The sequence below is a fragment of the Streptomyces sp. NBC_01224 genome (assembly GCF_036002945.1).
Classification (GTDB): Bacteria; Actinomycetota; Actinomycetes; order Streptomycetales; family Streptomycetaceae; genus Streptomyces.
This window is the reverse complement of the sequence record NZ_CP108529.1, coordinates 4,994,981-5,011,562: the sequence shown is the minus strand read 5'-3', so window position 1 is coordinate 5,011,562 and position 16,582 is coordinate 4,994,981. Positions and strand designations below refer to the sequence as shown.

The window sequence follows — 16,582 nt, the reverse complement described above, 5'->3', positions numbered from 1 at the left end:
CCGCCTGCCGCGCCCAGCCCGCGGACGCGACGCGCGCTGCTACGCAGCGCCGCGCTGCAGCGCCTCGCACACCGCAGTCGATTCCCTGACGCCCAGCTCCACGGCGCGCCCGCAGTGCGCGATCCAGGCCGCCATCCCCTCCGGCGTCCCCGACAGGTAACCCTCGAACGCAGCGACATACGCCGCCCGCCCCTGCTCGGCGTGGCCCACCTCGGCGGGGCAGATCGATTTGGGGTCGAGGCCGCTCCCGATCAGCACGATCCGCTCGGCGGTACGCGCGACGAGGCCGTTGTACGAACCGAAGGGACGCAGAGCCAGCAGTTCACCGTGCACGACCGCCGCCGTCACCAGCGCGGGCGCGGCAGTGCCCGAAAGGATCAATCCAGAAAGCCCTTCCAGCCGCCCCGCCACTTCCTCGGCATCCGGCAGCGGCGCTTCGATCAGCGGCTCGTCCACGGGTTCGCCTGCCAGCCGTGGCCGACCGACAGCATCCTCGGGCGCCGCGCCGCCCGCCGCAACCAGATGCAGCCGCGCCAGGACACGCAGCGGCGACTGCCGCCAGATGGAGAGCAGTTGACCCGCTTCGGCGGTGAGCCTCAGGGCCGCTCCGATCACATGCGCCTCACCGTCACCGCTGAAGTCGCTACGCCGGCGCACCTCCTCCAGATTCCAGTCGGCACCGGACAGCGCCGCCGAGCCACGGGCGCCGCGCAGCGCCGCTTCAGCGGTGACCTCGTTGCTGCGGCGCCGCATGACGCGGTGACCGTAGACCCGGTCGACGGCCTTGCGTACGGAGTCCACCGCGTCGGCGACCCCCGGCAAGGTGCCCAGGGTGGCGAGCGGATCAGAGGCAGTCGTACTCATAAGTAGCGAGGCTACGCGTCCCCTACACCGATACCGCCCGAGAGTGGCCTTCTTCACGAAGCATGACAGCAGACTGCAATCATGCCGCTACCCTAGGTGAACATGAAGATCGCTTTCGTAGGTAAGGGCGGCAGCGGCAAGACCACACTGTCCTCGCTCTTCATCCGCCACCTTGCCGCCAATGAAGCCCATGTCGTCGCGGTGGACGCCGACATCAACCAGCACCTCGGGGCCGCGCTCGGCCTCGACGACCAAGAGGCTGCGACGCTACCCGCCATGGGAGCCCAGCTACCTCTGATCAAGGAGTATCTGCGCGGCAGCAATCCCCGTATCGCCTCCGTCGAGACGATGATCAAGACGACTCCGCCCGGCGAGGGCTCGCGGCTGCTACGGGTCCGCGAGAACAACCCGATCTACGACGCCTGCGCGCGCACGGTCCGGCTCGACGACGGGGAGATCCAGCTGATGGCCACCGGGCCATTCACCGAGTCGGATCTGGGTGTGGCCTGCTACCACTCCAAGGTCGGTGCGGTCGAGCTCTGCCTCAACCATCTCGTCGACGGCCCCGACGACTATGTCGTCGTTGACATGACAGCAGGTTCAGACTCCTTCGCTTCCGGGATGTTCACCCGCTTCGACATGACGTTCCTGGTCGCCGAGCCGACCCGGAAGGGCGTCTCGGTCTACCGCCAGTACAAGGAGTACGCCCGGGACTTCGGGGTCGCGCTGAAGGTCATCGGCAACAAGGTGCAGGGCGAGGACGATCTGGACTTCCTGCGTGCCGAGGTGGGCGCCGATCTGCTGGTCGGCGTCGGGCACTCCGACTGGGTACGGGCCATGGAGAAGGGCAGGCCGGCCCGCTTCGAGCTGCTGGAGGCGGACAACCGGATGGCCCTGCAGGCACTGCAGAACGCCGCGGAGGATTCGTACGAGCAGCGGGACTGGGAACGCTATACGCGGCAGATGGTGCACTTCCATCTGAAGAACGCGGAGAGCTGGGGCAATGAGAAGACGGGCGCCGACCTGGCTGCCCAGGTCGACCCTGCCTTCGTGCTCGACGAGCGGTACGTGCAGGACGGCGCCGCTCAGCCCGCTTGATCCGTCGGCGCCCCGGCCGGGAGGATGCCCTCGTTCCGGCCGGGGCGCCATGGCGCCCTCAAGCGGCAGTCGCAGCCGAGGGACGTGCGGCTCGGTGGCCGAGCACGGTCACCGAGCCAGTGACCAGCCTGATCCGGCTTGAGTCTTGCCGGTCCCCGACGCCCGGTCCGCGTCTGGGCCCGAAGTCGCGGCCTCGTCGAGGAAGTCCGTCCAGCCCTTCGCCGGGGCCTGGCCGACATCGAGCCTGCCGAGCTTCGCCAACGTTGCCGGGTCCTGTGCGTCCAGCCAGTCGGCCAGCTGCCGGAAGGACACGCAGCGGACGCCCTCCTTGGCGCAGACCGTCGCGATGGTCTGCTCGACGGCCCGCATGTACGTGCCGCCGTTCCAGGACTCGAAGTGGTTGCCGATGATCAGCGGAGCACGGTTCCCGTCATACGCGCGCTCGAAGGCCTGGATCAGGCCGTCGCGCATCTGGTTGCCCCAGTACCCGTGTCGGCCCGGATCGCCCTGCGTCGTACCGGACTGGTTGAACATGAAGTTGTAGTCCATCGACAGGGTCTCGAACTCGCGCCCCGGAACCGGGATGAGCTGCATCGAAAGATCCCAGATGCCGTCCTTCTTCTCGGGCCAGACCTGGTTGTTGACGCCACTGGAGTCGTAGCGGAAGCCCATCGCCCGCGCTGCGGCCACCGCGTTCTCCTGCCCCTCCAGACAGGGGGTGCGGCCACCGATGAGCTCCTTGTCGTAGTCGAAGGGAAGCGGCTGCTCGCTCTTGAGGTCGGGGTCGTTGGTCTTCCAGCTCTTCACAAAGGTCTTGGCCTGGCCGATCTCGCTCTTCCACTGATCGACGGACCAGGTGCCGACGCCACCGTCGGGGCCGCAGAAGTGGCCATTGAAGTGCGTGCCGATCTCGTCGCCGTCCTCCCAGGCGCCGCGAACCTGGGTGACGGTGTTCCGGATTCCCTCGGTGTCGTTGAAGCCGATGTCAGAGCTGCCGACGCTGTGCTTCGGCGGGTCGTAGAGCTCCCGCTTACCTTCAGGCAGCAGATACACGCCGCTGAGGAAGTACGTCATGTTCGCGTGGTATTTCTTGCCCACCTCGCGGAAGTGCGAGAACAGCTTCTGGCTGTCCTCTCCGGCGCCGTCCCACGAGAACACCACGAATTGCGGGGGCTTCTGACCAGGTGCCAGGCGCTGCGCCACGGGCTGCTTCGGCTGACTGCCCGTGAAGGCGGTGGAGCCGTCGCCGATGAGGCGGAACATGCTTTCGGGTGCGGCTCGGGGGAGGTTCTTCTTCGCTCCGGCGTCTCGCTTCGCGGTACCGGGGCCGGCGGCTCCGGTTCTGGAATCCGAGCGGGAGGAGCAGCCAACCACTCCCACGGCGAGTGCAACGGCCATGACACCCAGGGCGACCCGCTTGGCGGCGATCCTCTTCGCGGCACCCATCATCCGCCCACCCTCTTCCTTGCGGGAAATTTGCGTTGAAGCGCAGACGCGGCGAGGTCAAAGGTCACACGCAGCTATGGCGGAATTAGTATGACAAGCCGAATGAAAAGCGGCTTATTCACTTGAACGGGTGATTGAATGAGCCATTTGATCGCAAGCATGGACAGAGATCTTTACTCTCCATTACGATCTATTTACTGAGAGTTGAGAAATCCCGCCGCTGCACGCCGTGACCCACGGCCGCGTCCCCCACGTTCCGCGACCGCGCTGCCCCGGAGGAGACGGGAAAATGTCCGCTTGCGTCCCCACTCGTCATGACCGCACATCCCGCAGTTCGCGCCCACCCCGCGCCTCGGGAATCAAACGACCGCACAGCCCGCCACCGCCGCCGCGCCGCGGACGATTCCGCATCGCGGGCGCTGACCTGTCCTCATCGATCACGGTCTTCCTGCTCGCCGTCCCTATGTCGCTCGGCCTCGCCGTCGCCATGGATGCCCCGCTGGAGGCCGGCCTCATCTCCGCCGCGATCGGCGGAATCGTCGCTGGACTGCTCGGCGGCACACCCCTCCAGGTCAGCGGCCCGTCCGCCGGACTGACCGTGGTCACAGCCGAGTTGATTCAGATCTACGGCTGGCGCACCACCTGCGCGATCACCATCGGCGCGGGACTTCTGCAGATCCTGCTGGGCTCGTTGCGGGCGGCGCGCAGCGCCCTCGCCGTCAGCCCCGCCATCGTGCACGGCACCCTCGCCGGCATCGGCGTGGCCATCGCACTCGCCCAGCTGCAAATCGTGCTCGGCGGCTCGCCTCAGAGTTCAGCCGTCGCCAACGCCCTCGCCCTTCCGGACCAGTTGGGGCGGGTGAGTCCGGCCGCCCCGCTGATCGGCGTGCTGACCATCGCCGTCCTGATCCTGTGGCCGCGGATTCCGGGGCGCATCGGCCGAGTGGTACGGCGGATTCCGGCAGCCCTCGCTGCGGTGGTGACCGCGACGGCGGTGGCCGCGATCACGGCGCCCGGAATCGCCCGGGTCGATCTGCCGTCCTGGCGCTCGCACGCACTGCCGGAGATGCCGCACGGCCCGGCACTCGCTCTGGCCACCGCTGTGTTAACAGTGATGTTGGTGGCCAGTCTGGAGTCGTTGCTCGCCGCGGTCGCCGTGGACAAGCTGTCGGCCGACCGTGCCGGCGGGCAAGCGGCCGCCCGATCCAAAGCCGACTTGACGTCGTCCTCGGCCTCGGATCCGGCTTCGGTTTCGGTTTCGGTTTCGGTTTCGGTTTCAGCCTCGGCCCAGGGCCCGGGCCCGTCCTCTTCGCCCCCGCCGGACCCGCCGGACCCGCCCGTCAGACGCTCTGATCTCGACCGTGAGCTGCGTGCCCAGGGCATCGCCAACACCCTGTCCGGGCTTGTCGGCGGGCTGGCGGTGTCCGGCGGTGCGGTGCGCAGTTCGGCGAATGTGCGGGCCGGAGCAACGGGCCGCGCCTCCACCGTGCTGCACGGCGTCTGGGTGGTGCTCGCCGCAGGGCTGCTGGTCACCGCCCTGGAGCAGATCCCACTGGCCGCGCTCGCCGCGCTGGTCATGATGGTCGGCATCCAGATGGTGAGTTTCGCCCACATCCGCAATGTCCATAAGCACCGGGAATTCCTGGTGTACGGGGCGACGATCACCGGCGTGCTCCTCTTCGGTGTGCTCAAGGGTGTAGTGATTGGCATCGCGGTGGCGGTGGCCGTCGCCCTGCACCGGCTGGCCCGGACCAGGATCACAGTGACCGAACAGGGCGGTCAGCATCTGGTGGTCGTACAGGGTCAGTTGACGTTTCTCGCGGTGCCCCGGCTCAGTCGGGCGCTCGCCCGGCTGCCCCAGGACGGGGATGCCGTCGTCGAGCTGGATGGCTTTTTCATGGACCATGCGGCGTACGAGACGATCCAGGACTGGAGCATTGCCCAGACGGCCCACGGCGGCCGGGTCGTCTTCACCGGCAGGTCCGGCGGACGGATCGCCGAGCCCGCCTCGGCGGCGCATTCCTGTTGCCGCCCCTGGACGCCGTGGCGCAACCATCACTGCCACGACCGGCCAGGCCAGACGCCCGAGACCCACCACGCCCGCCTAGGCACGGGCCCCGCCAGCGACTCCGGATCCGGTTCCGTCGAGGACCGCTCCCCCGAGCACCACACGCCCCACAACGCCCCCGGAGCCCACAGCACCCCCGGCCCCGCCGACTCACCCACCGCCGCCCCGCGCCGGACCGGCGGCAACCGCCTGTTCAGCGGCCTGAGTTCGTTCCAGCGGAACACCGCTCCGCTGGTGCGCGAGGAGCTGGCCCGGTTGGCCCGCGAGGGTCAACGCCCCTCCCAGCTCTTCATCACCTGCGCCGACTCCCGCCTGGTCACCAGCATGATCACGGCGAGCGGCCCGGGTGACCTGTTCACCGTACGAAACATCGGCAATCTGGTACCCCCGCCGGACGCCGAGTCGAGTGACGACTCGGTGGGCGCCGCGATCGAGTACGCAGTGGATGTGCTGAAGGTGGATTCCATCACCGTCTGCGGACACTCCGGCTGCGGCGCGATGCAGGCTCTGCTCGGCTCCAAACCGGGCCCGGACACTCCGCCGACGTCCCTGTGGCGCTGGCTGAGGCATGGGCTGCCGAGCCTGGAGCGGATGGCGTCCCGGCATCATGCCTGGGCCCGGATCTCCGGCCGTCTTCCGGCCGATGCGGTGGAGCAGCTCTGCCTCACCAATGTGGTCCAGCAGTTGGACCATCTGCGGGCCCATGGACCGGTGGCGCGGCGGCTCGCCGAGGGCACGCTCCAACTGCACGGGATGTACTTCCATGTGGGCGAGGCGCAGGCCTATCTGCTGGCCGAGGGCGCGAGCGCCGGGCTCGCGCTCGACGAGGTATTCAACCGCGTGGACCCTGGCGACGCACACGCCTCCTCCGATTCCCGCACCCTGGCCGATTCCCATGCCCTGGCCGGTTCCCACGTGCTGGCCGACTCCCGCTCCCCCGGCGACGCCGACACCCCCGGGCCTGCCGCCCCGGGTGATCCAGCCGGCTCCGGCGAGTTGGAACGTACCGGCGTCTGAACCACATTCGCCCCCGGTCCGTGAGACCTTGTGGTCCCGCCTCCGTGTCGCTCCATACGCTCCGTGTCGCTGTGTTCCGCACTGTGGTGCACCGCGCCTCGCCGCACCGGACCGCACGTGGAGGCGGGACCGTGTCTCCATACACGAGACACAGGTCTAAACCAATTCCGGGCAGACACTTGTCACCCGGCCTTTGGCCTGATGAGCTATGCCCCGGGACACAACGGACACCCTGGGAATGGGAGATGTCGTGAGCAACGAAAGCCTGGCCAATCTGCTCAAGGAGGAGCGGCGGTTTGCACCGCCTGCCGATCTGGCCGCCAATGCCAACGTCAAAGCGGAGGCGTACGAGCAGGCCGAGGCGGACCGGCTGGGCTTCTGGGCCGAGCAGGCCCGTCGCCTGACCTGGGCCACAGAGCCGACCGAGACGCTCGACTGGAGCAACCCGCCCTTCGCGAAGTGGTTCGCGGACGGCAAGCTCAACGTCGCGTACAACTGCGTGGACCGCCATGTCGAGGCCGGCCATGGCGACCGGGTCGCCATCCACTTCGAGGGTGAGCCCGGCGACAGCCGCGCCATCACCTACGCCGACCTGAAGGACGAGGTCTCCCGCGCAGCGAACGCCCTCACCGAGCTCGGTGTCCGTAAGGGCGACCGGGTCGCCGTCTATCTGCCGATGATCCCCGAGGCTGCCATCGCGATGCTGGCCTGTGCCCGCATCGGCGCGGCGCACTCTGTGGTCTTCGGCGGCTTCTCCGCCGACGCCATCGCCGCCCGTATCCAGGACGCGGACGCCAAGGTCGTCATCACCGCCGACGGTGGCTACCGCCGCGGCAAGCCGTCCGCACTCAAGCCCGCCGTGGACGACGCCGTCTCCCGTTTCGACAGCATCGAGCATGTCCTTGTGGTACGGCGCACCGGCCAGGACACCGCGTGGACCGAGGGCCGCGACGTCTGGTGGCACGAGATCACCGGTCGGCAGTCCGCCGAGCACACCCCCGAGGCGTTCGAGGCGGAGCAGCCGCTCTTCATCCTCTACACCTCCGGCACGACGGGTAAGCCGAAGGGCATCCTGCACACCTCCGGTGGCTACCTCACGCAGGCCGCGTACACCCACAACGCGGTCTTCGACCTCAAGCCGGAGACCGATGTCTTCTGGTGCACCGCCGACATCGGCTGGGTGACCGGCCACTCGTACATCGTCTACGGCCCGCTGGCCAACGGCGCGACGCAGGTCATGTACGAGGGCACGCCCGACTCCCCGCACCAGGGGCGTTTCTGGGAGATCGTGCAGAAGTACGGCGTCACGATCCTGTACACCGCGCCGACCGCGATCCGTACGTTCATGAAGTGGGGTGACGACATCCCCGCCAAGTTCGACCTGAGCAGTCTTCGTGTCCTCGGTTCGGTCGGTGAGCCGATCAACCCCGAGGCGTGGATGTGGTACCGCAAGCACATCGGCGCCGACAAGTGCCCGATCGTGGACACCTGGTGGCAGACCGAGACCGGCGCCATGATGATTTCGCCGTTGCCGGGCGTCACGGAGACCAAGCCGGGAAGCGCCCAGCGCGCCCTGCCCGGTATCTCCGCCACGGTCGTCGACGACGAGGCCAACGAGGTTCCGAACGGCGGGGGCGGCTATCTCGTCCTCACCGAGCCGTGGCCGTCGATGCTCCGCACCATCTGGGGCGACGACCAGCGCTTCATCGACACGTACTGGTCGCGCTTCGAGGGCAAGTACTTCGCGGGCGACGGCGCCAAGAAGGACGAGGACGGCGACATCTGGCTGCTCGGCCGGGTCGACGACGTGATGCTCGTGTCCGGGCACAACATCTCGACCACCGAGGTCGAGTCGGCGCTCGTATCGCACCCCTCGGTCGCCGAGGCTGCCGTGGTCGGCGCCGCCGACGAGACGACCGGCCAGGCCATCGTCGCCTTCGTGATACTGCGCGGTTCGGCTGCCGCCTCGGACGAGCTCGTTGCCGAGCTGCGCAACCACGTCGGCGCCACCCTCGGCCCGATCGCCAAGCCGAAGCGGATCCTGCCGGTCGCCGAACTGCCGAAGACCCGCTCCGGCAAGATCATGCGGCGTCTGCTGCGTGACGTCGCCGAGAACCGCGAGCTGGGCGATGTCACGACGCTCACCGACTCCTCAGTGATGGACCTCATCCAGACCCAGCTGCCGTCCTCCTCCTCATCCGAGGACTGACCGAGGCGAGTACGTCCCCGAGGGGCATCCGGCAACGCGCCGGGTGCCCCTCGGGCGTTTAAGGTGAAGATCACTTCGTACCGCCCCGCGCACCCCGGGTACAGTGGCAGCCGCGTCAACAAAGCAATAAGAAATCTCCACAGGGTGTGCCGGGAAGTCTGGTCGGCGAGTGCATCAGCCATGCCATCGCTGCCGTACCGACCCGGAGGTCCTCACTCGTGGCCACGCCCACCTCCACGCCCCCTTCCTCCCGCCGCACTTTTCTGGCGCGCCTGTCCCTCCCCGAGCGGAACTACCTCGCGGATGCCCTGCGCACCGAGACCGTCGGCGGAGTCATCCTGCTGGTCGCCGCAATAGCCGCCCTGGTGTGGGCGAACACCTTCGGTTCCGGTTACGCGGCTGTCAGCGACTTCCACTTCGGTCCCGGGTCACTTGGCCTCAACCTCTCCGTGGAGCACTGGGCGGCGGACGGGCTGCTAGCGATCTTCTTCTTCGTTGCGGGCGTCGAACTCAAGCGGGAACTGGTCGCGGGCGAACTGCGCGACCCCAGGGCGGCCGCCCTCCCGGTCGTCGCCGCACTGTGCGGAATGGCGGTTCCGGCCGTCGTCTACACACTCGTGGCCGTGACCGGCGGGGGTTCCACGCACGGCTGGGCCGTCCCCACCGCCACCGATATCGCCTTCGCGCTCGCCGTCCTCGCGGTCATCGGCACCTCGCTGCCGAACGCGCTGCGCGCCTTCCTGCTGACGCTCGCCGTCGTCGACGACCTCTTCGCGATCCTGATCATCGCGGTCTTCTTCACCGAGCAGATCAACTTCATGGCGCTGACCGGCGCCTTCATCGGCCTCGCCGTCTTCTATCTGCTGCTGCGCAGGAATGTGCGCGGCTGGTACATCTACGTACCGCTCGCCCTGGTCATCTGGGGCCTGATGTACAACAGCGGCATCCACGCCACCATTGCCGGTGTCGCCATGGGCCTGATGCTCCGCTGCACCCGGCGGGACGGCGAGACCCACTCCCCCGGCGAGCACATCGAGCACCTGATCCGCCCGCTGTCGGCCGGTATCGCCGTGCCGCTGTTCGCCCTCTTCTCAGCAGGTGTCTCCCTCTCCGGCGGCGCGCTGGCGGGCGTCTTCACGCGGCCCGAGACGCTCGGTGTCGTCCTGGGGCTCGTCGTCGGCAAGACAGTAGGCATCTTCGGCGGTACATGGCTGGCCACCCGCTTCACGAAGGCGGAGCTGAACAAGGACCTGGCCTGGGCGGATGTCTTCGCGGTCGCCTCGCTCGCCGGGATCGGCTTCACCGTCTCGCTGCTCATCGGTGAACTGGCCTTCGTCGGCGACGAGGACATGATCAACGAAATCAAGGCCGCCGTGCTGCTCGGCTCGCTGACAGCCGCCGTACTCTCCGGTGCACTGCTCAAACTCCGGGTACGCAGATACCGGACGCTGTACGAGGCGGAGGAGCTCGACGAGGACGAGGACGGCGTGCCCGACGTCTACGAGCAGGACGACCCGGAGTACCACCTGCGGATGGCCGCGATCTACGAGAAGAAGGCGGCCGAGCACCGCCGCCTTGCCCAACTGGCGGGGGCAGCGAGCAGCAAGCCGGACAGTCCGGCATGATCTGACACCAGATGTGTTGAGCAGGAGAGCAGGAGAGGGAGTCAGGGATGAGCGACCCCGGCAACAACGCGGGCAGTGCCGACCGCAGTCTCGGGCAGCTGGTCGCCGCGGCGACGGCCGAGATGTCCGCACTGGTGCACGACGAGATCGCCCTGGCCAAGGCCGAAGTGCGGCAGGACGTCAAGCGTGGCGTGACCGGGAGCGTGGCGTTCATCATCGCGGGCGTGCTGGTTCTGTTCGCGATCCCGGTGTTGAGCTTCGCGGCGGCGTACGGAATCCACTACCTGGGGCTCGGCCTCGCCGTGTCGTTCGCGATCGTGGGCGCCGCCTTCATCGTGCTGGGTGTGTTGCTCGCGCTGTTCGCCTTCGCCAAGTTCAAGAAGGTGAAGCCGCCGGAGAAGTCCATCGCTTCGGCCAAGCAGACGGCGGCCGTACTGCAGGGCGTCAAGCCGCACCCGCGGCCCGCTGTCACGGCGGGGGCGAGCCGTCCGGCCGCCGTGGGCAGCCGGCCGGCGGACAAGGCCCTGGAGAAGTCTTCGGTCCAGGACAAGGCGTCCGCTGTGGCACGCTCGTCCACATGACGGTCCCCGATTCCAGTGCATCCGGCCCAGTAGGCCCGGAAGGTCAGGCAGGCCCGGAAGGCCGGGTAAGCCCGAACGGTCAGGCGGGCCCGGACGGCTCCTCGGGCTCGACCGGCCGCTCAGGCCCCTCGGGCCCCTCCGGCCTGCCGAGTTCCCCCGGCCCGGCCGGCTCCGGCGGGCCGGTACGGCTCGACGGGCCGTGGACCCACCGGGACGTGGCGGCCAACGGCGCCCGCTTCCACATCGCTGAGCTCGGCGAGGGGCCGCTGGTGCTGCTGCTGCACGGCTTCCCGCAGTTCTGGTGGACCTGGCGCCATCAGCTCACCGCACTGGCCGACGCCGGTTTCCGGGCCGTGGCGATGGATCTGCGCGGGGTCGGCGGCAGTGACCGTACGCCCCGGGGTTACGACCCCGCCAACCTGGCGCTCGACATCACCGGCGTGATCCGCTCGCTCGGCGAACCGGACGCCGCCCTGGTCGGCCACGACATGGGTGGCTACCTCGCCTGGACGGCCGCGGTGATGCGGCCGAAGCTGGTGCGCCGCCTCGTGGTCTCCTCGATGCCGCATCCGCGCCGCTGGCGTTCCTCGATGCTCTCCGACTTCGCGCAGTCCCGCGCGGGCTCGTACATCTGGGGCTTCCAGCGCCCGTGGGTGCCGGAGCGTCAGCTCGTCGCGGACGACGCGGCGTTGGTGGGCCGGCTGATCCGTGACTGGGCGGGCCCCCGGACCCCTGAGTTCCCCGGCGATGCGGCGATCGACGTCTACCGGCGCGCGATGTGCATCCCGTCGACGGCGCACTGCTCGATCGAGCCGTACCGATGGATGGTGCGCTCCCTGGCCCGTCCGGACGGAATCCAGTTCAACCGGCGCATGAAGCGGCCGGTGCGGGTACCCACACTGCACCTTCACGGTTCACTCGATCCGGCGATCCGTACGCGGAGCGCGGCGGGGTCCGGCGAGTACGTCGAAGCGCCGTACCGTTGGCGACTTTTCGACGGTCTGGGGCACTTCCCCCACGAGGAGGATCCGGACGGGTTCTCGGTCGAACTCATCAACTGGCTCAAGGATCCCGAGCCCGACCGGTAGCCGTACGGGCACAGTTGTCCGACGAACAGCCAATTGCCCGGCGCATAGGCCAATTGGCTGGCGGATGGGCGGTTACCGACCATGAGGCACGGGCAGACGTCGAGGTATGGGCTGGACGCACGACTTCGGTGACGCAGCACGCAACCGTCGCTCGACCGCCACGGCGAGTCCGAGCACTCATGAGGGGGGCGGCCCCCAGGGCCGGGTGCACGATATGCATGTTCTGCATGATCCCCGGCTCGGTATTCCGCGCATTCTGCGCCGTCGGGCCCGCTGGGTCTCGGCGCGGCTGCGCCATCCACGCGGATGATGTCCGCCCCGGCCGGACGGTGAGCGTTCACCGGCCGGGCGGGACTTCCACGACTCTCCCGGCTGCCGCGGGGCAGCACGCCCAGGGCCTGTCCGGCGGATCAGGGCCGGAGAGGCTCTAGAGGGCGCACGCCTGGCTGTCGACCTGCTGGTTGGCGGTGCGGCCCTGCGCGATGTCCTGGCGGATCTCGTCGGCCGTCAGCGCATAGCCGGTGTCGGGGTCGTCGAGCGACTTCGCGAAGACGACTCCGTACACCTTGCCGTCGGGGGTCAGCAGCGGTCCGCCGGAGTTGCCCTGACGGACGGTCGCGAAGAGCGAGTACACATCGCGGCGGACAGTGCCCCGGTGGTAGATGTCCGGTCCGTCGGCGTCGATACGGCCCCGGACGCGCGCGGCCCGTACGTCGTACGAGCCGTTCTCCGGGAAGCCCGCGACGATGGCGCTGTTCCCGGTGTCGGCGTCGTGATCGGTGTCGGTGAACTTCAGCGGCTTCGCGACGAGGTCCGGTACGTCGAGTACGGCGATGTCGCGCTGCCAGTCGTAGAGGACGACCTTCGCGTCGTACAGCCGGCCCTGGCCGCCGATCTGGACGGTCGGCTCGTCGACGCCGCCGACGACATGGGCGTTGGTCATCACCCTGCGGTCGGAGAAGACAAAACCGGTGCCTTCGAGGACCTTGCCGCAGCTCGGGGCCGTACCGACGACCTTGACGATGGACTTCTTGGCGACGGCTGCCACGGGGCTGCCGACCAGCGCCGGGTCCGGGGCCCGGACCTCGGTGATCGGCTCGTTGACGAAGGGGCTGAAGACCTGCGGGAAGCCGTTCTGCGCGAGGACCGAGGAGAAGTCCGTGAACCAGGTGGAGGCCTGGGTCGGCATCACCCGGGAGACGCCGAGCAGGACCGACGAGCTGCGGACCTCCTTGCCCAGCGTAGGCAGTGAGGTACCGGCCAGTGCGGAGCCGATCAGCCAGGCGACCAGCAGCATCGCGACCACATTGACCAGGGCGCCGCCGGTGGCATCGAGAGCGCGCGCGGGCGACCACGTGATGTACCGGCGGAGCTTGTTTCCGAGATGGGTGGTGAACGCCTGGCCCACCGAGGCGCAGACGATCACGATGACGACGGCGACGATGGCTGCCGTCGATGAGACTTCGGAGCCGTTCGTCAGCTGGTCCCACAGGACCGGCAGCAGATAGACGGCTACAAGACCGCCGCCCAGGAACCCGATCACCGACAGGATGCCGACGACGAACCCCTGGCGATAGCCGATGACCGCGAACCACACGGCGCCGGCCAGCAACAGGATGTCCAGCACGTTCACCGTCTATAGCCTCGCAGATTCGTCACCGGGCCTGTTCCTTCGACTGGGTCCGGGCAGGGCCGGACAGCGCAGCACGGGAGTCAGCCTGTCATGCGCGCCAGTCGAGCGGCACCTGCTTGGCGGTGTCCCACGGGCGCTCCCAGCCCGCGAAGTGCAGAATCCGGTCGATCACTCCGGCCGTGAAACCCCAGACCAAGGCGGATTCGACCAGAAATGCCGGGCCTCGGTGACCGCTCGGATGGACCGTGGTCGCGCGATTGGCCGGGTCCGTGAGATCCGCCACGGGGACGGTGAAGACCCGGGCTGTCTCACCCGGATCGACGACGCCGACCGGGCTCGGTGACCGCCACCAGCCGAGGACCGGTGTCACGACGAAGCCGCTCACGGGGATGTAGAGCCGGGGCAGCACTCCGAAGAGCTGCACTCCGCGCGGATCGAGGCCGGTCTCCTCCCGGGCCTCCCGCAGAGCGGCCCTGAGCGGCCCTGTAGTGGCTTGGTCGCCGTCCTCCGGGTCCAGGGCGCCGCCGGGGAAGGAAGGCTGCCCAGCGTGGGAACGCAGGCTTCCGGATCGCTCCATGAGGAGCAGCTCGGGACCGCGCTCCCCCTCCCCGAACAGTACGAGTACGGCGGACTGCCGCCCGGCGCCGCTCTCCGGCGGCAGGAAGCGGCTGAGCTGGTCCGGCTCGATCGTCCGCGCGGCACGGGCCACGGGGTCGAGCCAGTCCGGCAGGCCCTCGGTCGTGACGGTGATGGCTCCGTCGTGGCCTGCGCCCGCCGCGGTGGCCGCGGCCGCTGCGACCGCCGCCGCGGGGCTCACGGCCGCCGGATTGACCCCAGCGGGGCTGACCGCCGCGGGCGCGGCTGCCGCTTCCGCACTCTGTTCGTGCGTGCTCTGTTCGTGCGTGCTCTGCGTGCTCTGTTCGTGCGTCTTCATAGGCACCCCTCGTCTCACAACGCCTGTCATCACGCATTTCGTTCCGGAGCGAGCGCCGGGCGTCAGTCGGCCCCCAGCGCCGGCGCGGGCTTGCCCGGGTAGTCCGCCGGCGGGCTCAGCCGCTGCCCGGGCTGACCGCCCATCTCGTACTTCAGCAGCTTTCTGGCCTTCTCCGGGTCGGTCTCGCCCTCCCCGTACGCCGGGCAGAGCGGGGCGATCGGACAGGCGCCGCAGGCGGGCTTGCGGGCATGGCAGATGCGGCGGCCGTGGAAGACGACGCGGTGCGAGAGCATCGTCCACTCGCTCTTGGGGAAGATCGCGGCGATCTCGGCCTCGACCTTCTCCGGGTCCTCCTGCTCCGTCCACTTCCAGCGGCGGACCAGGCGCCCGAAATGGGTGTCGACCGTGATGCCCGGTACGCCGAAGGCATTCCCGAGCACGACATTGGCAGTCTTGCGGCCGACACCCGGAAGCGTGACGAGATCGGCGAGCCGGCCCGGCACCTCGCCGCCGAACCTGTCCCTGAGAGCCACGGAGAGGCCTATCAGCGACTTGGTCTTGGCCCGGAAGAAGCCGGTCGGCCGAATGAGCTCTTCCAATTCCTCCGGGACGGCCGCGGCCATGTCCTCGGGGGTGGGGTAGGCGGCGAAGAGAGCGGGGGTGGTCTGGTTGACCCTCAGATCGGTGGTCTGGGCGGAGAGGACCGTGGCGACGAGAAGCTCGAAGGGGCTCCTGAAGTCCAGCTCGGGGTGGGCATACGGGTAGAGCTCGGCGAGCTCACGGTTGATCCTGCGGGCACGGCGGACCATCGCCAGATGCGATTCCGGTTTCGCACCGGGCTTTGCTCCGGGTTCCGCGGGTTCCGCGGGTTCCGCGGTGGACTTGGCTGCGGCCCGTGCGGCGGACTTCGACGCGGGCTTCGCTGCGGTCTTCGCTCCACCCCTCGGGACCTGCTCACCCACAGGGCGTTTTGTCGCTTTTGTCGGGCGACTCGCAGCCTGTTCGCCCACAGCTGAATCACGGCCTTCCGACACCCCATCAGCCCCCTTGGCCTGCGCTCTCACCGGCGATTTGGACACTCGGCCAGCCTAGAGCCACGCGCTGACATCCGCCCCGGTCGCCGCGTATCCACCCCCGATCGGCCCCCTGCCTCACGGTTCGGCACGCCCGTGCGTCAAACTGGTTTGTGATTGATCGCACTGTTTTACCGTCCGGCATGATGGGGACCACGGTTCCCTGAACAGGCCGACAAGGAGAGAACTCGTGGACGACGTTCTGCGGCGCGCCCCGCTTTTCGCGGCGCTCGATGATGAGCAGGCCGCGGAGCTCCGCGCCTCGATGAGTGAGGTGACCCTCGCACGCGGCGACGCGCTCTTCCACGAGGGCGACCCGGGCGACCGCCTCTATGTGGTCACCGAGGGCAAGGTGAAGCTCCACCGCACCTCCCCCGACGGGCGCGAGAACATGCTGGCGGTCCTCGGCCCCGGCGAGCTGATCGGTGAGCTGTCGCTCTTCGACCCGGGCCCGCGCACGGCCACCGCGACCGCGCTGACCGAGGTCAAGCTCCTCGGCCTCGGTCACGGCGACCTCCAGCCCTGGCTGAACGCCCGCCCCGAGGTGGCCACGGCCCTGCTGCGCGCCGTCGCCCGCCGGCTGCGCAAGACCAACGACCAGATGTCCGATCTGGTCTTCTCGGACGTACCGGGCCGTGTCGCCCGCGCCCTCCTCGACCTGTCGCGCCGTTTCGGCGTCCAGTCCGAGGAAGGCATCCATGTCGTCCACGACCTGACCCAGGAAGAGCTGGCCCAGCTGGTCGGCGCCTCCCGCGAGACGGTCAACAAGGCGCTCGCCGACTTCGCCGGACGCGGCTGGCTGCGCCTGGAGGCGCGCGCCGTGATCCTGCTGGACGTGGAGCGCCTGGCCAAGCGGTCCCGCTAGCCGCCCGCCGGTCGGCCCCGACCGCACGCCGTCTCCGTACGCAAGGCCCTGCCGCACGGCGGGGCCTTGCGCATATCCGTT

General features: G+C 68.9%; 13 protein-coding genes. 8 read left to right on the top strand and 5 right to left on the bottom strand.

Annotated elements, in window-relative coordinates; genetic code table 11:
• Positions 1–39 precede the first annotated feature (39 nt).
• A complete protein-coding gene (locus tag OG609_RS22395) occupies positions 40–864 on the bottom strand; it encodes an oxidoreductase (protein WP_327274446.1) in 825 nt (274 codons plus the stop codon).
• Between the two features lie 102 nt (positions 865–966).
• Between OG609_RS22395 and OG609_RS22390 the strand changes: the two genes are divergently transcribed.
• A complete protein-coding gene (locus tag OG609_RS22390; RefSeq protein WP_327274445.1) occupies positions 967–1,962 on the top strand; it encodes an ATP-binding protein in 996 nt (331 codons plus the stop codon).
• A gap of 108 nt (positions 1,963–2,070) precedes the next feature.
• Here OG609_RS22390 and OG609_RS22385 read toward each other — a convergent pair whose 3' ends face one another.
• A complete protein-coding gene (locus tag OG609_RS22385; protein WP_327274444.1) occupies positions 2,071–3,411 on the bottom strand; it encodes a hypothetical protein in 1,341 nt (446 codons plus the stop codon).
• Positions 3,412–3,697: 286 nt separating this feature from the next.
• Between OG609_RS22385 and OG609_RS22380 the strand changes: the two genes are divergently transcribed.
• The 6 genes from OG609_RS22380 to OG609_RS22355 all read left to right on the top strand — a co-directional run bounded on the left by OG609_RS22380 (position 3,698) and on the right by OG609_RS22355 (position 12,306).
• Complete coding sequence (locus OG609_RS22380) at positions 3,698–6,493, top strand: bifunctional SulP family inorganic anion transporter/carbonic anhydrase (RefSeq protein ID WP_327274443.1); 2,796 nt, start codon at positions 3,698–3,700, stop codon at positions 6,491–6,493.
• Positions 6,494–6,701: 208 nt separating this feature from the next.
• Positions 6,702–8,702 carry an acetate--CoA ligase gene (gene acs, locus OG609_RS22375; protein WP_327274442.1) on the top strand — a complete coding sequence of 667 codons (2,001 nt, stop codon included), beginning with the start codon at positions 6,702–6,704 and terminating at the stop codon, positions 8,700–8,702.
• Between the two features lie 218 nt (positions 8,703–8,920).
• A complete protein-coding gene (nhaA, locus tag OG609_RS22370; RefSeq protein WP_327274441.1) occupies positions 8,921–10,327 on the top strand; it encodes a Na+/H+ antiporter NhaA in 1,407 nt (468 codons plus the stop codon).
• A 47-nt stretch (positions 10,328–10,374) separates the two neighbouring features.
• Positions 10,375–10,908, top strand: a complete 534-nt coding sequence (locus OG609_RS22365; RefSeq protein ID WP_327274440.1) for a phage holin family protein — start codon at positions 10,375–10,377, stop codon at positions 10,906–10,908.
• Positions 10,905–11,996, top strand: a complete 1,092-nt coding sequence (locus OG609_RS22360; protein ID WP_327274439.1) for an alpha/beta fold hydrolase — start codon at positions 10,905–10,907, stop codon at positions 11,994–11,996. Before OG609_RS22365 ends, OG609_RS22360 begins: the two co-directional genes overlap by 4 nt.
• A 106-nt stretch (positions 11,997–12,102) precedes the next feature.
• Entirely contained in the window at positions 12,103–12,306 is a 204-nt protein-coding gene (locus OG609_RS22355) for a hypothetical protein (protein WP_229845996.1), read from the top strand.
• Positions 12,307–12,423: 117 nt separating this feature from the next.
• Here the strand turns inward: OG609_RS22355 and OG609_RS22350 are convergent, their stop codons facing one another.
• From OG609_RS22350 to nth, 3 genes are all read right to left on the bottom strand, one after another.
• Entirely contained in the window at positions 12,424–13,629 is a 1,206-nt protein-coding gene (locus OG609_RS22350) for a MarP family serine protease (RefSeq protein WP_327274438.1), read from the bottom strand.
• 88 nt (positions 13,630–13,717) lie between these two features.
• Entirely contained in the window at positions 13,718–14,563 is an 846-nt protein-coding gene (locus OG609_RS22345) for an NUDIX hydrolase (protein WP_327274437.1), read from the bottom strand.
• Positions 14,564–14,625: 62 nt separating this feature from the next.
• The gene (gene nth, locus OG609_RS22340) at positions 14,626–15,573 is read right to left on the bottom strand and encodes an endonuclease III (protein ID WP_442817993.1); all 948 of its coding nucleotides are present in this window, start codon (positions 15,571–15,573) and stop codon (positions 14,626–14,628) included.
• Between the two features lie 253 nt (positions 15,574–15,826).
• Between nth and OG609_RS22335 the strand changes: the two genes are divergently transcribed.
• The gene (locus tag OG609_RS22335) at positions 15,827–16,501 is read left to right on the top strand and encodes a Crp/Fnr family transcriptional regulator (RefSeq protein WP_014046869.1); all 675 of its coding nucleotides are present in this window, start codon (positions 15,827–15,829) and stop codon (positions 16,499–16,501) included.
• Positions 16,502–16,582 lie beyond the last annotated feature (81 nt).